This is a genomic window from Actinomadura sp. 21ATH, from assembly GCF_041951345.1.
Lineage (GTDB): Bacteria > Actinomycetota > Actinomycetes > Streptosporangiales > Streptosporangiaceae > Spirillospora.
Genome location: NZ_JBGNUR010000002.1, coordinates 840,550 through 856,037 on the forward strand (window position 1 = coordinate 840,550; position 15,488 = coordinate 856,037).

A 15,488-nucleotide genomic window follows, 5' to 3' on the forward strand; every position below is an offset into this window, starting at 1 on the left:
CAGACCATGACAAATTTGCCCGACCGTCAGGACTCCCCCAAACCCCAGGAAATGCGGGCGTCCGACGCCGATCGCGACCAGGTCGCGCACGTGCTGCGCGAGGCGGCGGGCGAGGGGCGGCTGACGCTGGAGGAGCTGGACGAGCGGCTCAGCGCGGTGTACGCGGCCAAGACGTACGCCCAGCTGGCGCCGCTCACCCGCGACCTGCCCGCGCCGGGCAGCGTCTCCCCCGCGCCGTCGTACGCCCCGGCGTACGCGCCCGGCGGCGCCGCGGACGCCCCCGCGTGGAAGACCGGCATCGCGGTGATGAGCGAGTTCCGGCGGCAGGGCGTGTGGTCGGTGCCCGAGAGGTTCACCGCGTTCGCGTTCTGGGGCGGCGGCAAGATCGACCTGCGCGAGGCGCACTTCACGGCGGCCGAGGTCCGCATCCGCGCGTACGCGATCATGGGCGGGGTCGACATCATCGTCCCCGACGACATCACGGTGCACGTCAAGGGCATCGGCATCATGGGCGGCTTCGAGCACCGCGCCAGCGGCCCCGGCGAGCCCGGGGCGCCGCGCGTCGTGATCTCCGGCTTCTCCTTCTGGGGCGGCGTCACCGCCAGGCGCAAGGCCCGCAAGCTCCGCAAGGAGCAGCGGCGGAAGGAACTCGACTAGCTCACCAGCGGCGGGCGGCGGGAGTGCCAGGGGCGGGCCCGCTCGAACGCCAGGCAGGCGTCCAGCACCGCCGCGTCCGCGTGCCGGGGCCCGACGACCTGGAGGCCGGCCGGCAGGCCGGCGGCGGTGAACCCGCACGGGACGCTGGCGGCGGGCTGCTGCGTCATGTTGAACGGGTAGGTGAACGGCGTCCAGCCCGTCCAGCGCCCCCCGCCAGGCGACTCGCGGCCCGCCTCGAACGCCGGGATCGGCATCGTCGGCGTGAGCAGCAGGTCGTACTCCTCGTGGAAGCGGCCCATCAGGCGGCCCAGCTCCATCCGGCGGGCGGTGGCGGTGAGGTAGTCGACCGCCGAGTACCGGGCGCCCTGCTCGCAGACCTCGCGCAGGCCCGGGTCCAGCCCGGCCCGCTGCTCCTCCGTCAGATGCTCGACGACCTTGGCGGCGCCGGCGAACCACAGCACCTCGAACTCCTCGACCGGGTCGGCGAAGCCGGGATCGACCTCCTCCACCTTGGCGCCCAGCTCGGCGAACGTCTCCGCGGCCGCCGCGGCCAGCGCCGCGATCTCCGGGTCGACGGAGGCGAACCCGAGGGTGGGGCTGTACGCGACGCGCAGCCCGGCCACGTCCCCGGACCCGCCCGCGAACGGGGCCGCGGGCGGCGGCAGCGCCGACCAGTCACGGCCGTCGAAGCCGCAGACCACGTCCATCAGCAGCGCCGCGTCCTCGACCGTCCACGTCATCGGGCCGACGTGCGCGAGGGTGCCGAACGGGCTGGCCGGGAAGTGCGGGATCCGGCCGTAGGTCGGCTTGAGCGCGAAGATCCCGCTGAACGCGGCGGGGATGCGCACCGAGCCGCCCGCGTCGGTGCCCAGCGCCAGCGGCCCCATCCCGGCCGCGACCGCGGCGGACGCGCCGCCGCTGGAGCCGCCGGGCGTGCGGGACGGGTCCCACGGGTTGCGGGTGACGCCGTACAGCGGGGAGTCGGTGACGCCCTTCCACGCGAACTCCGGCGTGGTCGTCTTGCCGATCGGCACCGCGCCGTGCTCGTGCAGGCGGGCGACCGAGGGCGCGTCGTCCGCCCACTCCTGGCCGGGGTCGATCGTCCGGGAGCCGCGCAGCGTGGGGCGGCCCCTGGTCAGCAGGACGTCCTTGATGGACACCGGCACGCCGTCCAGCAGGCCGGCCGGCTCGCCGCGCCGCCAGCGCTCCGCCGAGGCCCGCGCCGCCGCCAGCGACCACTCGGGATCGACCAGGCAGAACGCGTTGATCTCCGGGTCGTGCCGGTGGATGCGCTCCAGGACGGCCTCGGTGACCTCCACGGGGGACAGCTCCCCGGTGCGGTAGGCCGCCAGCAGCTCGGTCGCGGAGAGGTCCGCCATCGCGGTCATCGCCACCCCCTCAGGGTGAGAAGAGATCAGGAACGGACGTAGCCGAGGCGCTTGTCGACGACGTTGAGCAGCGGCTCGCCGCGGACGCGGCGGCCGAGGTTGTCGGCGAACAGCCGGACCAGCTCGTCCCGCCAGCCGGCCACGTCGCCGGACATGTGCGGGGACACGATGACGTTGGGCAGCTCCCACAGCGGGGACGGGACGGGCAGCGGCTCGTCGACGAAGACGTCCAGCGCCGCGCCCGCGATCGTGCCCGCGCGCAGCGCCGCGACCAGGTCGTCCTCGACCACCAGGGGGCCGCGGCCGACGTTGACGAGCCGGGCCGTGGGCCGCATCGCGGCGAGCGCGGCCGCGTCGACCATGCCGCGGGTCCGGTCGGTGAGCGGCGCGGCCAGCACCACGTAGTCGGCCTCGGCGAGCGCCTCGCGCAGCCGGCCGTCGGGCAGCACCTCGCCGAGGTCGGGGTCGCCGGTACGGGCCGTCCGGCCGATGCCGGTCACCCGCAGCCCCGCGGCGGCCAGCTTGCGGCCGATGGCGCGGCCGATCGGGCCGGTGCCGACGACCAGGGCGCGCGCCCCCGCGAGCCGCTCGGTCTCGCGGTGCCGCCACTCGCCGGCGGCCTGGAGCCGCAGCGTGGTGTGCAGGTCCTTGGCGAAGCACAGCACCAGGCCGAGGACGTACTCGGCGATCGGCTCGTCGAAGACCCCTCGCGAGTTGGTGACGGTGGTGTCACTCTCGACCAGCGCCGGGAACAGCAGCCGGTCCACCCCGGCGCTGGCGATGTGCACCCAGGACGGGCCGCCCGCGGCCGGCCAGGCGCCGGCGAGCGCCTCGGACCAGAAGTCGTACACGAACAGCACGTCCGCGCCGGGCAGCGCCGCGGCCAGTCCGTCCTCGCGCACGTGGCGGACCTTGGCGATCCGCTCGACCGCGTCCATGCCCGGCGGGTCGGCGTCGCCGCGCAGCACGACCACGTCGGGCGTTCCTTCCGGCGGGTGCGGTACGCGCTCCAACGGACCTCGCTTTCCGCGCGGTCATTTAACCGACGCGCAACGTGTGGGGGCATTGACACGCTAGGAACCCCTCGTAGGATTGTCAACAATCAGCGCGGGCATCAAAGAGCCAGGTGACCGCACTGATCGTGCTGCAAGACCGTCGCAACCGTTCCACAGGCCAGGGCGGATCCCAAGGCGCTCTAATCGGAAGAGTCCTCTCGGGTGAGCGACGCGTCGCTTACCCCTGTGCCCGGGGAGGCCGGCATGCCCAAGCTCATGACGATCACGCTGGAGCGCCGCGGCGTCTCCTGCGTCGCCGAGCTGCTCGAGAAAGACGCCCCCAGGACCTGCGAGGCCGTCTGGGAGGCGCTGCCGCAGGGCGGCGACGCGTACCACGCGAAGTACGCCCGCAACGAGGTGTACACGATGGTCGAGCGGTTCGCCGCCGAGGAGGTGGGGCTGGAGAACCCGACCGTGACCCCCATCCCCGGCGACGTCGTCTACTTCTCCTTTCCCGGCGGGATGCTCGACCGGGGCTTCAAGGAGGAGAAGGGCATCGACGCGCTGCCCGGCGTGATCGATCTCGCGATCTTCTACGGGCGCAACAACCTGCTGCTCAACGGGGACGTGGGCTGGGTGCCCGGCAACGTCTACGCCACGATCGTCGAGGGGCTCGGCCCGATGGCCGAGGCGTGCAACGACGTGTGGCGCTCGGGCGGCGTGGGCGAGCGCCTGGTGTACCGCCGGCACGGCGGCTGAACGGCGGCCGGGAATGGCTTTCGACCCTCAGCTGATCGTCGGTCCGGAGCTGACGGCCCAGCACGGCATCGGCGTGGTCGCGCCGTTCGACTTCGCCCTCGACCGGGAGCTGTGGCGCTGGACGCCCGACGACGTGTCGCTGTTCATGACCCGGCTGCCGTACGTCCCCGTCCCGGTGACGGTCGAGATGGCCTCCGCGCTGGCCGACCACTCGATCGTCCGCCAGGCCACCCGCGACGTGCTCGCCCCCGAGCCGCTGGCGGTCGCCTACGCGTGCACCTCCGGCAGCTTCATCGGGGGCGCGCGCGGCGAGCGCGAGCTCAGCCAGGCGATGCTCGGCGCGGGGGCGCCGGCGGCCACGACCAGCTCCGGCGCGCTGGTGGAGGCGCTGGCACTGCTCGGCGCCACCCGGATCGCGGTGGTCACGCCGTACATCGACAGCGTGACCGACCGGCTGGTGTCGTTCCTCGGCGCGCACGGCATCGGCGTCGTGTCGTCGGTCGGGATGGGCCTGCTCAACCACATCTGGAAGGTCGGCTACGGCGAGGTGGTCAACGCCGTCTCGGCCGTCGACAGCCCGGACGCCGAGGCGGTCTTCATCAGCTGCACCAACGTGCCGACGTACGACATCATCGCCCCGCTGGAGCGGATGCTCGGCAAGCCCGTGCTCACCGCGAACCAGGTCACCATGTGCTCGGCGCTGCGCGCCATGGGCTGCCAGGCGGCGGGGGACGGGCAGTGGCTCGTCCAGCTCGGCCGCGCCGACGCGGCTTGAACGACCACTGGTAAGATTGTAAACAATCTGCCAACGCACTCGTATCGGATCGGTCGGAACGGAGGGCCGGATGGCCGCCAGCGTTGGATTCCTGTACCCCGGTTTCAGTGCCGAGGACGACTACCCGGTCATCGAGCGGATCCTCGGTGACGTGCGGCTCCCCGTCGTCCACACTCTCATGCGCGAGGACGCGCACCGGGTGGACGCGCTGCTGGACGTGGGCGGCGCCGACGTCCTGGCCGAAGGCGCCCGCAGGCTGCGGGAGCTGGAGGTCGCCGCGGCGGTGTGGGCCTGCACCAGCGGGAGCTTCGTCTTCGGCTGGGACGGCGCCGCCGGCCAGGTCGCCGGGGTGCGGGAGGCCGCGGGCGCGCCCGCGTCGAGCACGTCGTTCGCGTTCGTCAACGCGGCCCGCCACCTCGGCCTGCGCCGGGTGGCGGTCGCGGCGACGTACCCGGCCGACGTGGCCGGGCACTTCGTGGCGTTCCTCGGCGCGGCCGGCATCGAGGTGGTCGCGCTGACCTCCCGCGGGATCGTCACCGCGGCCGAGGTCGGCACGCTGGGCCGCGACGACGTCCTGGACTTCGTGGCGGCCAACGACCATCCCGACGCGGAGGCCGTCCTGGTCCCCGACACCGCGCTGCACACGGTGGCGTGGCTGGACGACCTGGAGGCGCGCCTCGGCAAGCCCGTGCTCACCGCCAACCAGGTGAGCGTGTGGGAGGGTTTGCGGCTGGCGGCGGCGAGCGGCGACGGAGCCGCTTCCGCGCTGCGCCCGCGCGCGGGCCTGGGCGCGCTGTTCGCCGCCGGTCACTCCGGGGTCTCCGGGGATCCCGGGAGTCCCGGTGATCCCGCCGCCGAGCCGGTACCGGGTGCGGGCCAACGCACGCTATGAGAGAGGGGCCCTGCCGATGGGCCGATTGGGTGAGCTGGAACCCGTCCCCCGCAAGTCCACCGTGGAGATCGTCTACGACGAGCTCCGTTCCGCGATCATGTACGGCTCGCTGGCGCCCGGCGAGCAGCTGGGCGAGGCCGAGCTGGCCGGCCGGCTCGGCATCAGCCGCGGCCCGCTGCGCGAGGCGATGCAGCGGCTCGTCCAGGAGGGCCTGCTGCACAGCGAGCCGCACCGCGGGCTGTTCGTGATCACCCTGGACCAGGGCGACGTCGAGGACGTCTACCGGGCCCGGCTGGCGATCGAGCGGGCCGCCTGCACGCTGGTCATGGAGCGCAACCGAGGTGAGGCCGTGGCCCGGCTCACCGACGCGCTGGACCGCCTGGTCGAGGCCGCCCGGCAGCGCGACCGGGTCGCGATGAGCGACGCCGACCAGGCGTTCCACGAGGTGCTGGTCAGCTCCTCGGGCAGCCCCCGGCTGGAGCGGATGGCGCAGACGCTCCTGGTCGAGACGCGGATGTGCCTGAACGCCCTCCAGGACACCTACCCCGAGCCGGAGGAGCTGGTCGAGGAGCACCGCCGCCTCGTCGACGCCATCTCCGACGGCGAGGAGGAGCGGCTGCTGGTGCTCATCGAGGAGCACATGACCGACTCCATCGAACGCCTCCGCCGACCCATGTGAGTCTTCCCCTCGCGGGACTGGACAGCACGCCCCCGGGCGTGCTGCCATGTCCTGTAGATTGTCGACAATCCTACGAGCGCAGGCCACGGGCCGGCGGAACACCAGAGGAGGCCGGAATGGCGCAGCTGTCCCCCGTGCTCAAGCAGGCCACTCCCGTGCTGGCGGAGCGCGGCGAGGGCGTGTACCTCTACGACGGCGAGGGCCGCCGCCATCTCGACTTCACCGCCGGGATCGGCGTCACCTCCACCGGGCACTGCCACCCGCGCGTGGTGGAGGCGGCGCGGCGGCAGGTCGGCACCCTCGTCCACGGCCAGTACACGACCGTGATGCACCGGCCCCTGCTCGACCTCACCGACCGGCTCGGCGAGGTGCTGCCCGAGGGCGTCGACTCGCTGTTCTACATGAACAGCGGCAGCGAGGCCGTGGAGGCCGCCGTCCGGCTCGCCCGGCACGCCACCGGCCGGCCGAACGTCGTCGTCTTCCACGGCGGCTTCCACGGCCGCACCATGGGCGCCGCCGCGCTCACCACGGCCGGCACCAAGTTCCGCGCGGGCGTCGGCCCGCTGATGCCCGGCGCCGTCGTCGCGCCGTTCCCGCAGTCCTACCGGTACGGCTGGAGCGAGGAGGAGGCGACCCGGTTCGCTCTGCGGGAGCTGGACTACGTGCTCGCCACCACCGGGCCCGTCCAGGACACCGCCGCGTTCCTGGTCGAGCCGGTGCTCGGCGAGGGCGGCTACATCCCGGCGCCGCCCGCGTTCCTGGAGGGGCTGCGCGAGCGCGCCGATCGGCACGGGATCCTGCTGATCGTCGACGAGGTGCAGACGGGCTTCGGCCGTACCGGCCGGTTCTGGGGCCACGAGCACGCCGGGATCGTCCCCGACGTCGTCATCACCGCCAAGGGCCTGGCCAGCGGCTTCCCGCTGTCGGCGATCGCCGCCCGGCCCGCGCTGATGGAGCGGGCGTGGCCGGGCTCGCAGGGCGGCACGTACGGCGGCAACGCCGTCGCCTGCGCCGCCGCGCTCGCCACCCTGGACGTCATCCGGGACGAGGGCCTGGTCGCGAACTCCGCCGAGATGGGCGCCCGCCTCCAGGAGGGCCTGCGCAAGGTCGCCGCCGACCGTACCGCGATCGGCGACGTCCGCGGCCTCGGGCTGATGCAGGCGAGCGAGTTCACCGGCCCGGACGGCGAGCCCGACGCGGCCACCGCCCAGCGTGCCCACCGCGCCGCCGCCGACCGCGGGCTCCTGCTCCTCACCTGCGGCGCGGCGGGCAACGTCGTCCGCTTCATCCCGCCGCTGATCGTCGACGGCGCCCAGGTCGACGAGGCCCTGGCGCTGTGGGCCGACGCGGTCGCGGAGGCCACCTCCTGAGAGGGGAAGGGGGCGGGGGCGGGCCCTGGTCCGCCCCCGCCCGCGGCCCACTGTTAGATTCCGCGTCCATGAACGTCTGGAACACCCCCGAACGCGCCGCCCTGCGCGAACTCGTCCGCGACTTCACGGTGCGGGAGATCGTCCCGCACCTGCCCGCCTGGGAGGAGGCCGGCGAGCTGCCCCGCGCGCTGCACCGCAAGGCGGCCGCCGCGGGCCTGCTGGGGGCGGGCTTCCCCGAGGAGGCCGGGGGCGGCGGCGGGGACGTGTTCGACGCGCTGATCGTGGCCGAGGAGATCATCCAGGCGGGCGGGTCCGGCGGGCTGGTGGCCTCCCTGTTCACGCACGGCATCGCCATCCCCCACATCATCGCGTCCGGCGACGAGGACCTGATCGAACGCTTCGCCCGGCCCACGCTCGCCGGCGAGAGGATCGGCGCGCTGGGCGTCACCGAGCCCGAGGCGGGCTCCGACGTCGCCGGGCTGCGCACCACGGCCGTCCGCGACGGCGACTCCTACGTCGTCAACGGCTCCAAGCTCTTCATCACCTCGGGCGTGCGCGCCGACTTCGTCACCACCGCCGTCCGCACCGGCGAGGCGGGCCCGGGCGGGATCTCGCTGCTGGTCATCGAGAAGGGCACGCCGGGCTTCGCGGTGTCGCGGTCGCTGAGCAAGATGGGCTGGCTCTGCTCCGACACCGCCGAACTGTCGTTCACCGACGTCCGGGTGCCCGCCGCCAACCTCGTCGGCGCGGAGGACTCGGGCTTCCTGCAGATCATGATGAACTTCGTGACCGAGCGGCTGTCGCTGGCCGTCCAGGCGTACGCGACCGCGCAGCGCTGCCTGGACCTGACGCTGGAGTGGGCGCGGAACCGCGAGACGTTCGGCCGGCCGCTGTCGTCCCGGCAGGTCGTCCGGCACAAGATCGCCGAGATGGCGCGGCAGGTGGACGTGGCGCGCGCGTACACCCGTTCCGTCGCCGAGCGGTACGCCGCCGGCGAGGACGTGCTGACCGAGACCGCGTACGCCAAGAACACCGCCGTGTACGCGGTCGAGCACGTCGTCCACGAGGCCGTCCAGCTGCACGGCGGCATGGGCTACATGCGCGAGTCGGAGGTGGAGCGGCACTACCGGGACGCGCGCATCCTCGGCATCGGCGGCGGCACCAACGAGATCATGAACGAGATCGTCGGGAAGCGCCTCGGTCTCTAGCGGCGAAGTACTCCCGCAGCCGGGCGAGCGCCTTCCGCGCGCCGTCGAGCCCGGGCCGCGCCCGCATCGCGGCGAGGCGCGGTCAGCTCTGGACGACCGCGCCGCTCTCCAGCAGGCCGTCGACGTCGTCGAAGCCCAGGTCGGTGAGGACGTCGCGGCTCTGCCCGCCCGGCAGGACGGGGATGCCGTCCGTTTCAGCGGCCGTGCGGGAGAAGCGCGGGGCGGGCGCGGGCTGCCGCCGGCCGCCGCGCTCGACGAAGACGTCCCGCTCGGTGTTGAACGGGTGGTCGTACGCCTCCCTGAGCGACAGGACGGGCGCGACGCACGAGTCGCTGGGCAGGAAGATCTTCGCCCACTCGTCGCGGGTGCGGGTCCTGAACGCCGCCGCGAAGCGGTCGCGCATCTCGGGCCAGCGCTGCTGCTCGTGCTGGCCGGGCAGGCCCTCTTCGTCCTCCAGTCCGAGCAGGCGGACGAACTCGGCGTAGAACTGCGGCTCGATCGCGCCGACGGCCATGTGCCTGCCGTCGGCGGTCTCGTAGACGTCGTACCAGGGGGCGCCGGTGTCGAGCATGTTGGTGCCGCGCTCGTCCTGCCACATGCCGCCGGCCAGGAAGCCGTGGATGAACGTGGTGAGGTGGGCGGTGCCGTCGACGATGGCGGCGTCCACGACCTGGCCCTTGCCGCTGGTCTTGGACTCCAGCAGCGCCGACAGGACGCCGACCACGAGGTACATGCTGCCGCCGGCGAAGTCGCCGAGCAGGTTCATCGGGACCTGCGGCGGGCCGCCGGCCCGGCCGATGGCGTGCAGCGAGCCGGTGATGGCGATGTAGCCGATGTCGTGGCCGGCGCTCTGGGCGAGCGGGCCCTGCTGGCCCCAGCCGGTCATCCGCCCGTACACCAGCTTCGGGTTGCGGGCCAGGCAGTCGTCCGGGCCGATGCCGAGCCGCTCGGTGACGCCGGGCCGGAAGCCCTCCAGCAGGATGTCGGACTTCTCCACGAGGCCGAGGACGACCTCCTTGCCGCGCTCGCTCTTGAGGTCGACGGCGATGGAGCGCTTGCCGCGGTTGGTGAAGTCGGAGCCGCCGGTGGCGCGGCCCGGCTTGGCGGCCGACGCCCGGTCCACCCTGATCACGTCGGCGCCCAGGTCTGCCAGCAGCATGGCGGCGAACGGCCCCGGCCCGATCCCGGCCAGCTCGATCACGCGTACCCCGGACAGCGGCCCCTTGCCCATTCCAGCGCCCCTTTCGACGGCTCACTGAACGTTGTTCGGGTCCTAGTGTGCCCGATCGAGGTAAGCGGCCGCTGACCCAGGTCTGATCTGACTGGTCTGACTGGCCAGTCTGGTCAGGAGGGGCGGGCCGACAGGGTGACGGGCTCGGCGGGCCGCCCCTCGCCCTCGCCCCGCGCGGTCAGCAGCCGGGACCGCACCTTGGTGGAGCGGAACGGGCCGTCGGCCTTGGGCGCCAGGCCGCGCGCCGCGGCGGCGAGGTAGTACCAGTCCCCCTCGGGCGCGCGCCACCACGTGCCGCTGACCGGCCGCCGGTCGTCGCACCAGCCGGTGTCCCGCGCCTCCCGGCCGGTCAGCAGGGTGGCCTGCCCGGCCCGGCCGCCGCCGGCGAACGCCATGCCGGTGCACACCCACCGCGCCGCGCCGCCGCCGTGCGGCAGCCGTCCCGACCAGAACTCCCAGGCCGTCGCCTCGGTCACCGGCCGCGCCGGGCGCGCGGTCGCGCAGGCGAGGCGCTCCCAGGTACGGACCGCGGCCTCGTCCAGGCGCCCGCCACCGTCCCCGGGACCGGCCGTCCTCGGGGACCCGGGCTTCGAGGTCTTCGAGGTCTTCGAGGGCTTCGGCGGCACCGAGGGCGACGAGGGCGACGGCTTGCGGGCCGCGACGCGACGTTCCGGCGCGGGGGCGGGGCGGGGTTCCGCGGAGCGCTGCTTCTCGGGCGCCGGGCGGGTGCGCCGGGGTTCGGCGGCCGGGGCCCTGTCGTTCCGCTCGCGCAGGGCCTCGCCGCCGCGCGCGGAGACGGGGGGCCGTACGCCCGCGAGCTTCTCCACGAGCCTGGGCAGTACGGCGACGGGCCGGGACGGGGCCTCGGGGCGCTTGTCGGGGGGAGCGGCCTTGGGCGCGGGCGCCGGCTTCCGCGTCACCGTGGCCGGGGCCGGACCCGAGGCCGGGGCCTGGGCCTGGGCGGGGGGCCGGGGCGCGGGCTTCCCGGCGGCGGTGCCCTTCTCGGGCGCGGCGGCCTCGGCGGCGGCGACCGTGTCCGCCGCCGGTGCGCCCGCGCGGGCCTCCGTGGCGGGGCGGTGGGCGAGCGTGACCGTGCGGGGGCCGCCGAACTCGCCGACCGTACGGGCCCGGCCGTCGCCGACGACGTGCAGGACCGGTCCGCGGCGGCAGCGGGTGCGGGCGATCGCGGGCCCGGTGAGCCCGCCGGCCACCGGGATCCGGTCGCCGTCCAGGGTCTCGGCCCGCTGCCAGGGGGCGAGCAGGTAGCGGCCGTTCCCGGCGGCGACGGGGTGCTCGGCGTCGGTCGCGGCGGCGGAGACGGTCATCGGGCCGTGCGGGCCGGTGAAGCGGGCGATGCGGTCGGCGCGGCGCAGCAGGGCGGTCGGGCGGCCGTCGACATGGCCCGCGAACAGCAGCTGGGGGTTGCCGGGCGACCCCGTCCGGCCGGCCTCGGTCTCCCTGATCCAGGCGCGCAGGACCCGCCCGGTGAACGCCCGGTCGCCCGCCAGGTCGCCGCGCGCGGGCCACACGTCCAGGCTGCGCGGGGCGCTCTTCCAGGCGTCCGGGTCGGCGGTGACCAGGCGGACGTTGCGGGCGGCGGCCGCGGACGGGCCGCCGAGGTCGTTCTCGCTCACCACCAGCGCGCCGATCAGGACGACCGTGAGCGCGGTGGCGACCGTCACCGGGAGGACCGGGCGGGCGTGCACCGGCCGCAGCGCGTCCGGCCCGAACGGCGCGGCCTCCGGCGGCGCGGGCACGGTCCCGGCCGCGCGGGCCCCCTCGGCCGCCTCGATCGCCGCCCACGGGTCGCGGACGCGGAGCCGGACGAGCTGGTCGCGCACCGCGTACCGGTGCACGCCGCTCACGTACAGCAGCACGTAGGCGACGCGGACGGGCGGCTCCAGCCGGGACAGCGCGGCGGTGAGGACGGGGTCGGGCAGCCGGGCGGGCATGACGCGCAGCCAGGGCCCCAGCCCGATGTGGAGGCGGCGGGACGGCCGCATGGCGCGGCGCAGCACGCGGGTGCGGCGGCGCGCCGGCTCGCGTATGGCGGTGGTGTCGACGATCCGGCGGGCGACCGCCAGCCGGTAGACCCGTTTCCCCTTTCCCGGGAGGACGAAATACGCCATCCGGACCAGTTCCTGCTCGTGCGCCTTCATGCCGATCCCCCGCTTCCGCTGCGACCGATGCAGCAGCAGACATTAGAGATCGGCGTTCCGTTCCGGCGGGGAATTTGGCGGAACGATTAACCGGCGGGGCCATTATCTCCCGATATGGGCGACGCGTTCGGTGAACGAGCCGTGGAATCCCATCGGGATGTGGTGGCGCAGCGGGACGGTCGCGGCGGGCTCGGCCTCGACGTCCCGGGCGTCGAGGACGAGCAGCCGGGAGCGGTGCGCGTCCGGGTCGTAGGCGACGACGAGCAGCCAGCCGTCGCCTTCGGGCGCGCCGGGCGCGCGGGGGACGAAGACGGGCTCGCCGAAGCCGTGGCCGGGCGGCAGCTCGTGCGCCTTGCGGGTCCCGGTGCGGTGGTCGTACGCGTGGATCCCGATCCGGTCCCCGCGCCCGCCGCCCGCTCGCCCGGCGAAGTAGGTGTAGCGGTGCGGGCGGCCGGCCCGGCGGACGTCCGCGTGCGGCAGTTCCATCGGAAAGGCGCAGAGCTCCTCGCCCTCGATCTTCGAGGCGGGCGTGATCCGGTAGCGCATCAGCGCGCAGCCCCACGGGAAATCGCGCGTGCGGAATTCGCGGAAGGCCGTGGACACCTCCGTCCAGTCGGCGAAACGCACGAATTCCACCACGATGTCGTCCCCGTCCTCGAAGGCGTTGACGAAATGGAAGCCGAGCAGCGCCTCGTGTTCGATGACGCGCGCCCGGCCCCCGTACCGCGGGACGATCGTGAAGCACGTCGGGCGGTGCGGCTCGTACACCAGGGCCTCGGCGATCGAGGACGTGCCCGCCAGGATGCGCCCGGCCTTGGGGATCACCGGGTTGACGACGAAGACGAGATGGCGGCGGGTCAGCGCGAAGTCGTGGTTCCACGGCGTGTAAGGCAGCGGCACCCGCGGCAGGTGGTGGAGCCGCCCGCCCGGGTCGACGCGGTAGCAGCGCAGGCTGCGCGCCCGCGTGAAGTCCATGCCGAAGTTGAACAGCTCGCCCGTGTCCGGGCAGCGGGACGGGTGCGCCGAGAACGCGGCCGCCATGCTCAGCCGCCCGCCGAACGAGTGCTCCCCCAGCGTCTCCAGGCTGTCGGGGTCGAGCCGGAACGGGCGCCCGCCCTCCCACAGCGCCAGCAACCGCCCGCCGTGCAGGACGACGCCCGTGTTCGCCACGTTCGCGGGGCGCCGGAGCATGTTGCCGAGCACGCCGCCCGGCCGCTGCGTCCCGAGGCCGCGCAGCCCCACCCGGCCCTTGCGCTGCCCGTACCGGTAGTGGCGCGTCCGCACGTAGCGGTTGCGGTAGTGGACCCGGCCGTCGCCCGGGAACGCGAACATCGACAGCATCCCGTCGCCGTCGAAGATGTGGTCGAGCAGCGTCTCGCCGACCTGCCAGCGGCCCGGCCCGTTGCGGTAGAGCGTGCCGCGCAGCCCCTCGGGGACGCCGCTCCCCTCGACGGTGTAGTCGTGCTCGCCGTCCAGCGCCTCGTACATCGTGTACATGCCGCAGGGTGACACGCGGAACGGACGTAGTTCAATACCTAACGACTATCGCGGCCGCACTACCCTGGAGGCGCGGGGGGACGGAACCTCCGCAGGCGGCCCGGCGTCGTACTCCCGGGCGCCCCGGCCTCCCAGGTGCCCCCGACAGGCTCTCCGCGCGCTAAGGATCCCCCCAGCCATGACCGAGGACGTTCCCGGCTACCGGGTGCTCGAGCAGGTCGGCGAGGGCGGTTTCAGCGTCGTCTACCGCGCCCACCAGGAGCGGCTGGACCGGATGGTCGCGCTCAAGGTGCTGTCGATCAGCGCGGTCGACGACGGCGCGATGCGCCGGTTCCAGCGCGAGTGCAAGATCACCGGCCGGCTGTCCGGGCACCCGAACGTGGTGACCGTGCTCGACACCGGCTCCACGCGGTCCGGCCGCCCGTACATCGCGATGGAGTACTTCGAGCACGGCGCGCTGTCGGACCGGCTCGCCCGCGAGGGCCCGCTGCCGGTCGCCGACGTGCTGCGGATCGGCGTCAAGATGGCCGGGGCGCTGGCCGCCACGCACGACACCGACGTGCTGCACCGCGACGTCAAGCCGCAGAACATCCTCGTCTCCGGGTACGGCGAGCCCGCCCTGGCCGACTTCGGCATCGCCCGGCTGGTCGACTCCTTCGACGCCTCCCACACCCAGGCGTTCACGCCGCACCACGCGGCGCCCGAGGTGCTGGAGGGCCGCACGCCCGGCGTCGGCGCCGACATCTACTCGCTCGGCTCGACGCTCTACCAGCTGCTGGCCGGGCAGCCGGCGTTCAAGGGGCCGCCGAGCGAGGGCATCGCGCCGCTGATGCTGCGGATCCTGAACGACCCGCCCCCGCCGATCCGGCGCCGGGACGTGCCCCCCTCGGTCACCGAGGCCGTCGCCCGCGCGATGGCGAAGGCGCCCGAGCAGCGGTACGCCGGCGGGGTCGAGTTCGCGCGGCACCTCCAGCGGGTGCAGGGCGAGCTGGGCCTCCCCGTCACCGAGATCGCGCACAGCGGGGCGGCCGCCGCGGCCTTCCCGTCCCCGTCCGCGTCGGCGTCCACGCTGTCGCCCCCGCCGGCGGACGAGGCGACGCCGCCCGCGTTCACGCATCCGAAGCCGCCGCCCGTACCGGACTGGGCGCCCACGCTGACCGGCGAGCCCGGCACGGCGGGGGCCACGGGAGCGGGCGCCGCGCCGCCGTCGCCCTGGCACCCGGCCGCCGCCGCCCAGCAGTCCGGCCCGCCACCGGCCGCACCGGCGCCCGCGCCCGCCATGCCGCAGGCACAGCCCGCGCCGCCCGCGCCGGGCTGGCCGCCGCCGGAGCAGGGCCCCGACGGAACCGCCCGGAAGGGGGACGGGCCGCGCCGCGGCCTGCTCCTCGCCGCGTCCGTCGCGGTCGTCGGCGGCCTGACCCTGGGCATCGGCGCGCTCGCGCTGCGCGGCGGACCGCCCGAGGACCCGCGGAACGGCCGGTCGGCCGGCGCCCAGGCCGCGCAGCCCTCCGCCGGCGCGCAGGCGCCGGGCGCGGCGGACCAGGCACCGATCCCGGCCGCGCAGTACCGGGCGACCCGGCCCCGCGGCGTCAAGGTCAAGGCCGTCGGCCCCCGTGCCGTCCTGGTGTGGCAGGTGCCGCCCGCGGCCCGCGAGCTGCCGATGATCGTGCAGGTGCTCCCGGCGGGCAGCGCCCCGGCGGTGTCGGCGGGCAAGGGCGCCCGGTCGGCCACGGTCACCGCGCTGGACCCGCGGAAGGGCTACTGCTTCCGCGTCGGCGCGCTGCTGCGGCTCAACCAGGACAAGCCCGCGACCATGTCGTGGTCCAAGCCCGCGGCCTGCGTCCGCGGCGCCCGCGTGCAGAACTGACCGCCCGCCGC

The 15,488-nt window shown here is 74.7% G+C and carries 13 protein-coding genes; 8 read left to right on the forward strand and 5 right to left on the reverse strand.

Annotated elements, in window-relative coordinates; translation table 11 throughout:
- Positions 1-6 precede the first annotated feature (6 nt).
- A complete protein-coding gene (locus tag ACA361_RS10280) occupies positions 7-657 on the forward strand; it encodes a DUF1707 domain-containing protein (protein WP_375011604.1) in 651 nt (216 codons plus the stop codon).
- Here ACA361_RS10280 and ACA361_RS10285 read toward each other — a convergent pair.
- Entirely contained in the window at positions 654-2,045 is a 1,392-nt protein-coding gene (locus tag ACA361_RS10285; RefSeq protein WP_375011605.1) for an amidase, read from the reverse strand. The two genes, ACA361_RS10280 and ACA361_RS10285, sit on opposite strands and share 4 nt — an antisense overlap.
- Before the next feature lie 26 nt (positions 2,046-2,071).
- On the reverse strand, positions 2,072-2,983 hold the full coding sequence (locus tag ACA361_RS10290; protein ID WP_375012004.1) for a D-2-hydroxyacid dehydrogenase: 912 nt from the start codon (positions 2,981-2,983) through the stop codon (positions 2,072-2,074).
- 333 nt (positions 2,984-3,316) lie between these two features.
- Between ACA361_RS10290 and ACA361_RS10295 the strand changes: the two genes are divergently transcribed.
- From ACA361_RS10295 to ACA361_RS10320, 6 genes are all read left to right on the forward strand, one after another.
- Positions 3,317-3,799: a DUF3830 family protein gene (locus ACA361_RS10295; protein WP_375012005.1), complete on the forward strand. Its 483-nt coding sequence runs from the start codon at positions 3,317-3,319 to the stop codon at positions 3,797-3,799.
- 13 nt (positions 3,800-3,812) lie between these two features.
- Entirely contained in the window at positions 3,813-4,574 is a 762-nt protein-coding gene (locus ACA361_RS10300; RefSeq protein WP_375011606.1) for an Asp/Glu racemase, read from the forward strand.
- Positions 4,575-4,644: 70 nt separating this feature from the next.
- Entirely contained in the window at positions 4,645-5,466 is an 822-nt protein-coding gene (locus ACA361_RS10305; RefSeq protein ID WP_375011607.1) for a maleate cis-trans isomerase, read from the forward strand.
- Between the two features lie 16 nt (positions 5,467-5,482).
- Positions 5,483-6,145: a GntR family transcriptional regulator gene (locus ACA361_RS10310; protein WP_375011608.1), complete on the forward strand. Its 663-nt coding sequence runs from the start codon at positions 5,483-5,485 to the stop codon at positions 6,143-6,145.
- Positions 6,146-6,261: 116 nt separating this feature from the next.
- Positions 6,262-7,515, forward strand: coding sequence for an aspartate aminotransferase family protein (locus ACA361_RS10315; RefSeq protein WP_375011609.1), 1,254 nt, complete (start codon positions 6,262-6,264; stop codon positions 7,513-7,515).
- A 68-nt stretch (positions 7,516-7,583) separates the two neighbouring features.
- Positions 7,584-8,723 (forward strand): acyl-CoA dehydrogenase family protein, encoded by a 1,140-nt coding sequence (locus ACA361_RS10320; RefSeq protein ID WP_375011610.1) that lies wholly within the window; start codon positions 7,584-7,586, stop codon positions 8,721-8,723.
- Positions 8,724-8,805: 82 nt separating this feature from the next.
- Here the strand turns inward: ACA361_RS10320 and ACA361_RS10325 are convergent, their stop codons facing one another.
- The 3 genes from ACA361_RS10325 to ACA361_RS10335 form a co-directional block, all read right to left on the reverse strand.
- Positions 8,806-9,954 (reverse strand): CaiB/BaiF CoA transferase family protein, encoded by a 1,149-nt coding sequence (locus ACA361_RS10325; RefSeq protein WP_375011611.1) that lies wholly within the window; start codon positions 9,952-9,954, stop codon positions 8,806-8,808.
- Between the two features lie 113 nt (positions 9,955-10,067).
- Positions 10,068-12,113, reverse strand: coding sequence for a hypothetical protein (locus ACA361_RS10330; protein ID WP_375011612.1), 2,046 nt, complete (start codon positions 12,111-12,113; stop codon positions 10,068-10,070).
- Between the two features lie 102 nt (positions 12,114-12,215).
- On the reverse strand, positions 12,216-13,610 hold the full coding sequence (locus ACA361_RS10335) for a carotenoid oxygenase family protein (protein ID WP_375011613.1): 1,395 nt from the start codon (positions 13,608-13,610) through the stop codon (positions 12,216-12,218).
- A gap of 178 nt (positions 13,611-13,788) precedes the next feature.
- On the opposite strand from ACA361_RS10335, the gene ACA361_RS10340 reads away from it, so the two are divergent.
- Complete coding sequence (locus tag ACA361_RS10340) at positions 13,789-15,477, forward strand: serine/threonine-protein kinase (RefSeq protein WP_375011614.1); 1,689 nt, start codon at positions 13,789-13,791, stop codon at positions 15,475-15,477.
- Positions 15,478-15,488 lie beyond the last annotated feature (11 nt).

Coding starts and splice junctions, on each gene's coding strand:
- ACA361_RS10280 (WP_375011604.1), top strand. CDS start 7: ATGACAAATTTGCCCGACCGTCAGGACTCCCCCAAACCCCAGGAAATG.
- ACA361_RS10285 (WP_375011605.1), bottom strand. CDS start 2,045: ATGACCGCGATGGCGGACCTCTCCGCGACCGAGCTGCTGGCGGCCTAC.
- ACA361_RS10290 (WP_375012004.1), bottom strand. CDS start 2,983: ATGGACGCGGTCGAGCGGATCGCCAAGGTCCGCCACGTGCGCGAGGAC.
- ACA361_RS10295 (WP_375012005.1), top strand. CDS start 3,317: ATGACGATCACGCTGGAGCGCCGCGGCGTCTCCTGCGTCGCCGAGCTG.
- ACA361_RS10300 (WP_375011606.1), top strand. CDS start 3,813: ATGGCTTTCGACCCTCAGCTGATCGTCGGTCCGGAGCTGACGGCCCAG.
- ACA361_RS10305 (WP_375011607.1), top strand. CDS start 4,645: ATGGCCGCCAGCGTTGGATTCCTGTACCCCGGTTTCAGTGCCGAGGAC.
- ACA361_RS10310 (WP_375011608.1), top strand. CDS start 5,483: ATGGGCCGATTGGGTGAGCTGGAACCCGTCCCCCGCAAGTCCACCGTG.
- ACA361_RS10315 (WP_375011609.1), top strand. CDS start 6,262: ATGGCGCAGCTGTCCCCCGTGCTCAAGCAGGCCACTCCCGTGCTGGCG.
- ACA361_RS10320 (WP_375011610.1), top strand. CDS start 7,584: ATGAACGTCTGGAACACCCCCGAACGCGCCGCCCTGCGCGAACTCGTC.
- ACA361_RS10325 (WP_375011611.1), bottom strand. CDS start 9,954: ATGGGCAAGGGGCCGCTGTCCGGGGTACGCGTGATCGAGCTGGCCGGG.
- ACA361_RS10330 (WP_375011612.1), bottom strand. CDS start 12,113: ATGAAGGCGCACGAGCAGGAACTGGTCCGGATGGCGTATTTCGTCCTC.
- ACA361_RS10335 (WP_375011613.1), bottom strand. CDS start 13,610: ATGTACACGATGTACGAGGCGCTGGACGGCGAGCACGACTACACCGTC.
- ACA361_RS10340 (WP_375011614.1), top strand. CDS start 13,789: ATGACCGAGGACGTTCCCGGCTACCGGGTGCTCGAGCAGGTCGGCGAG.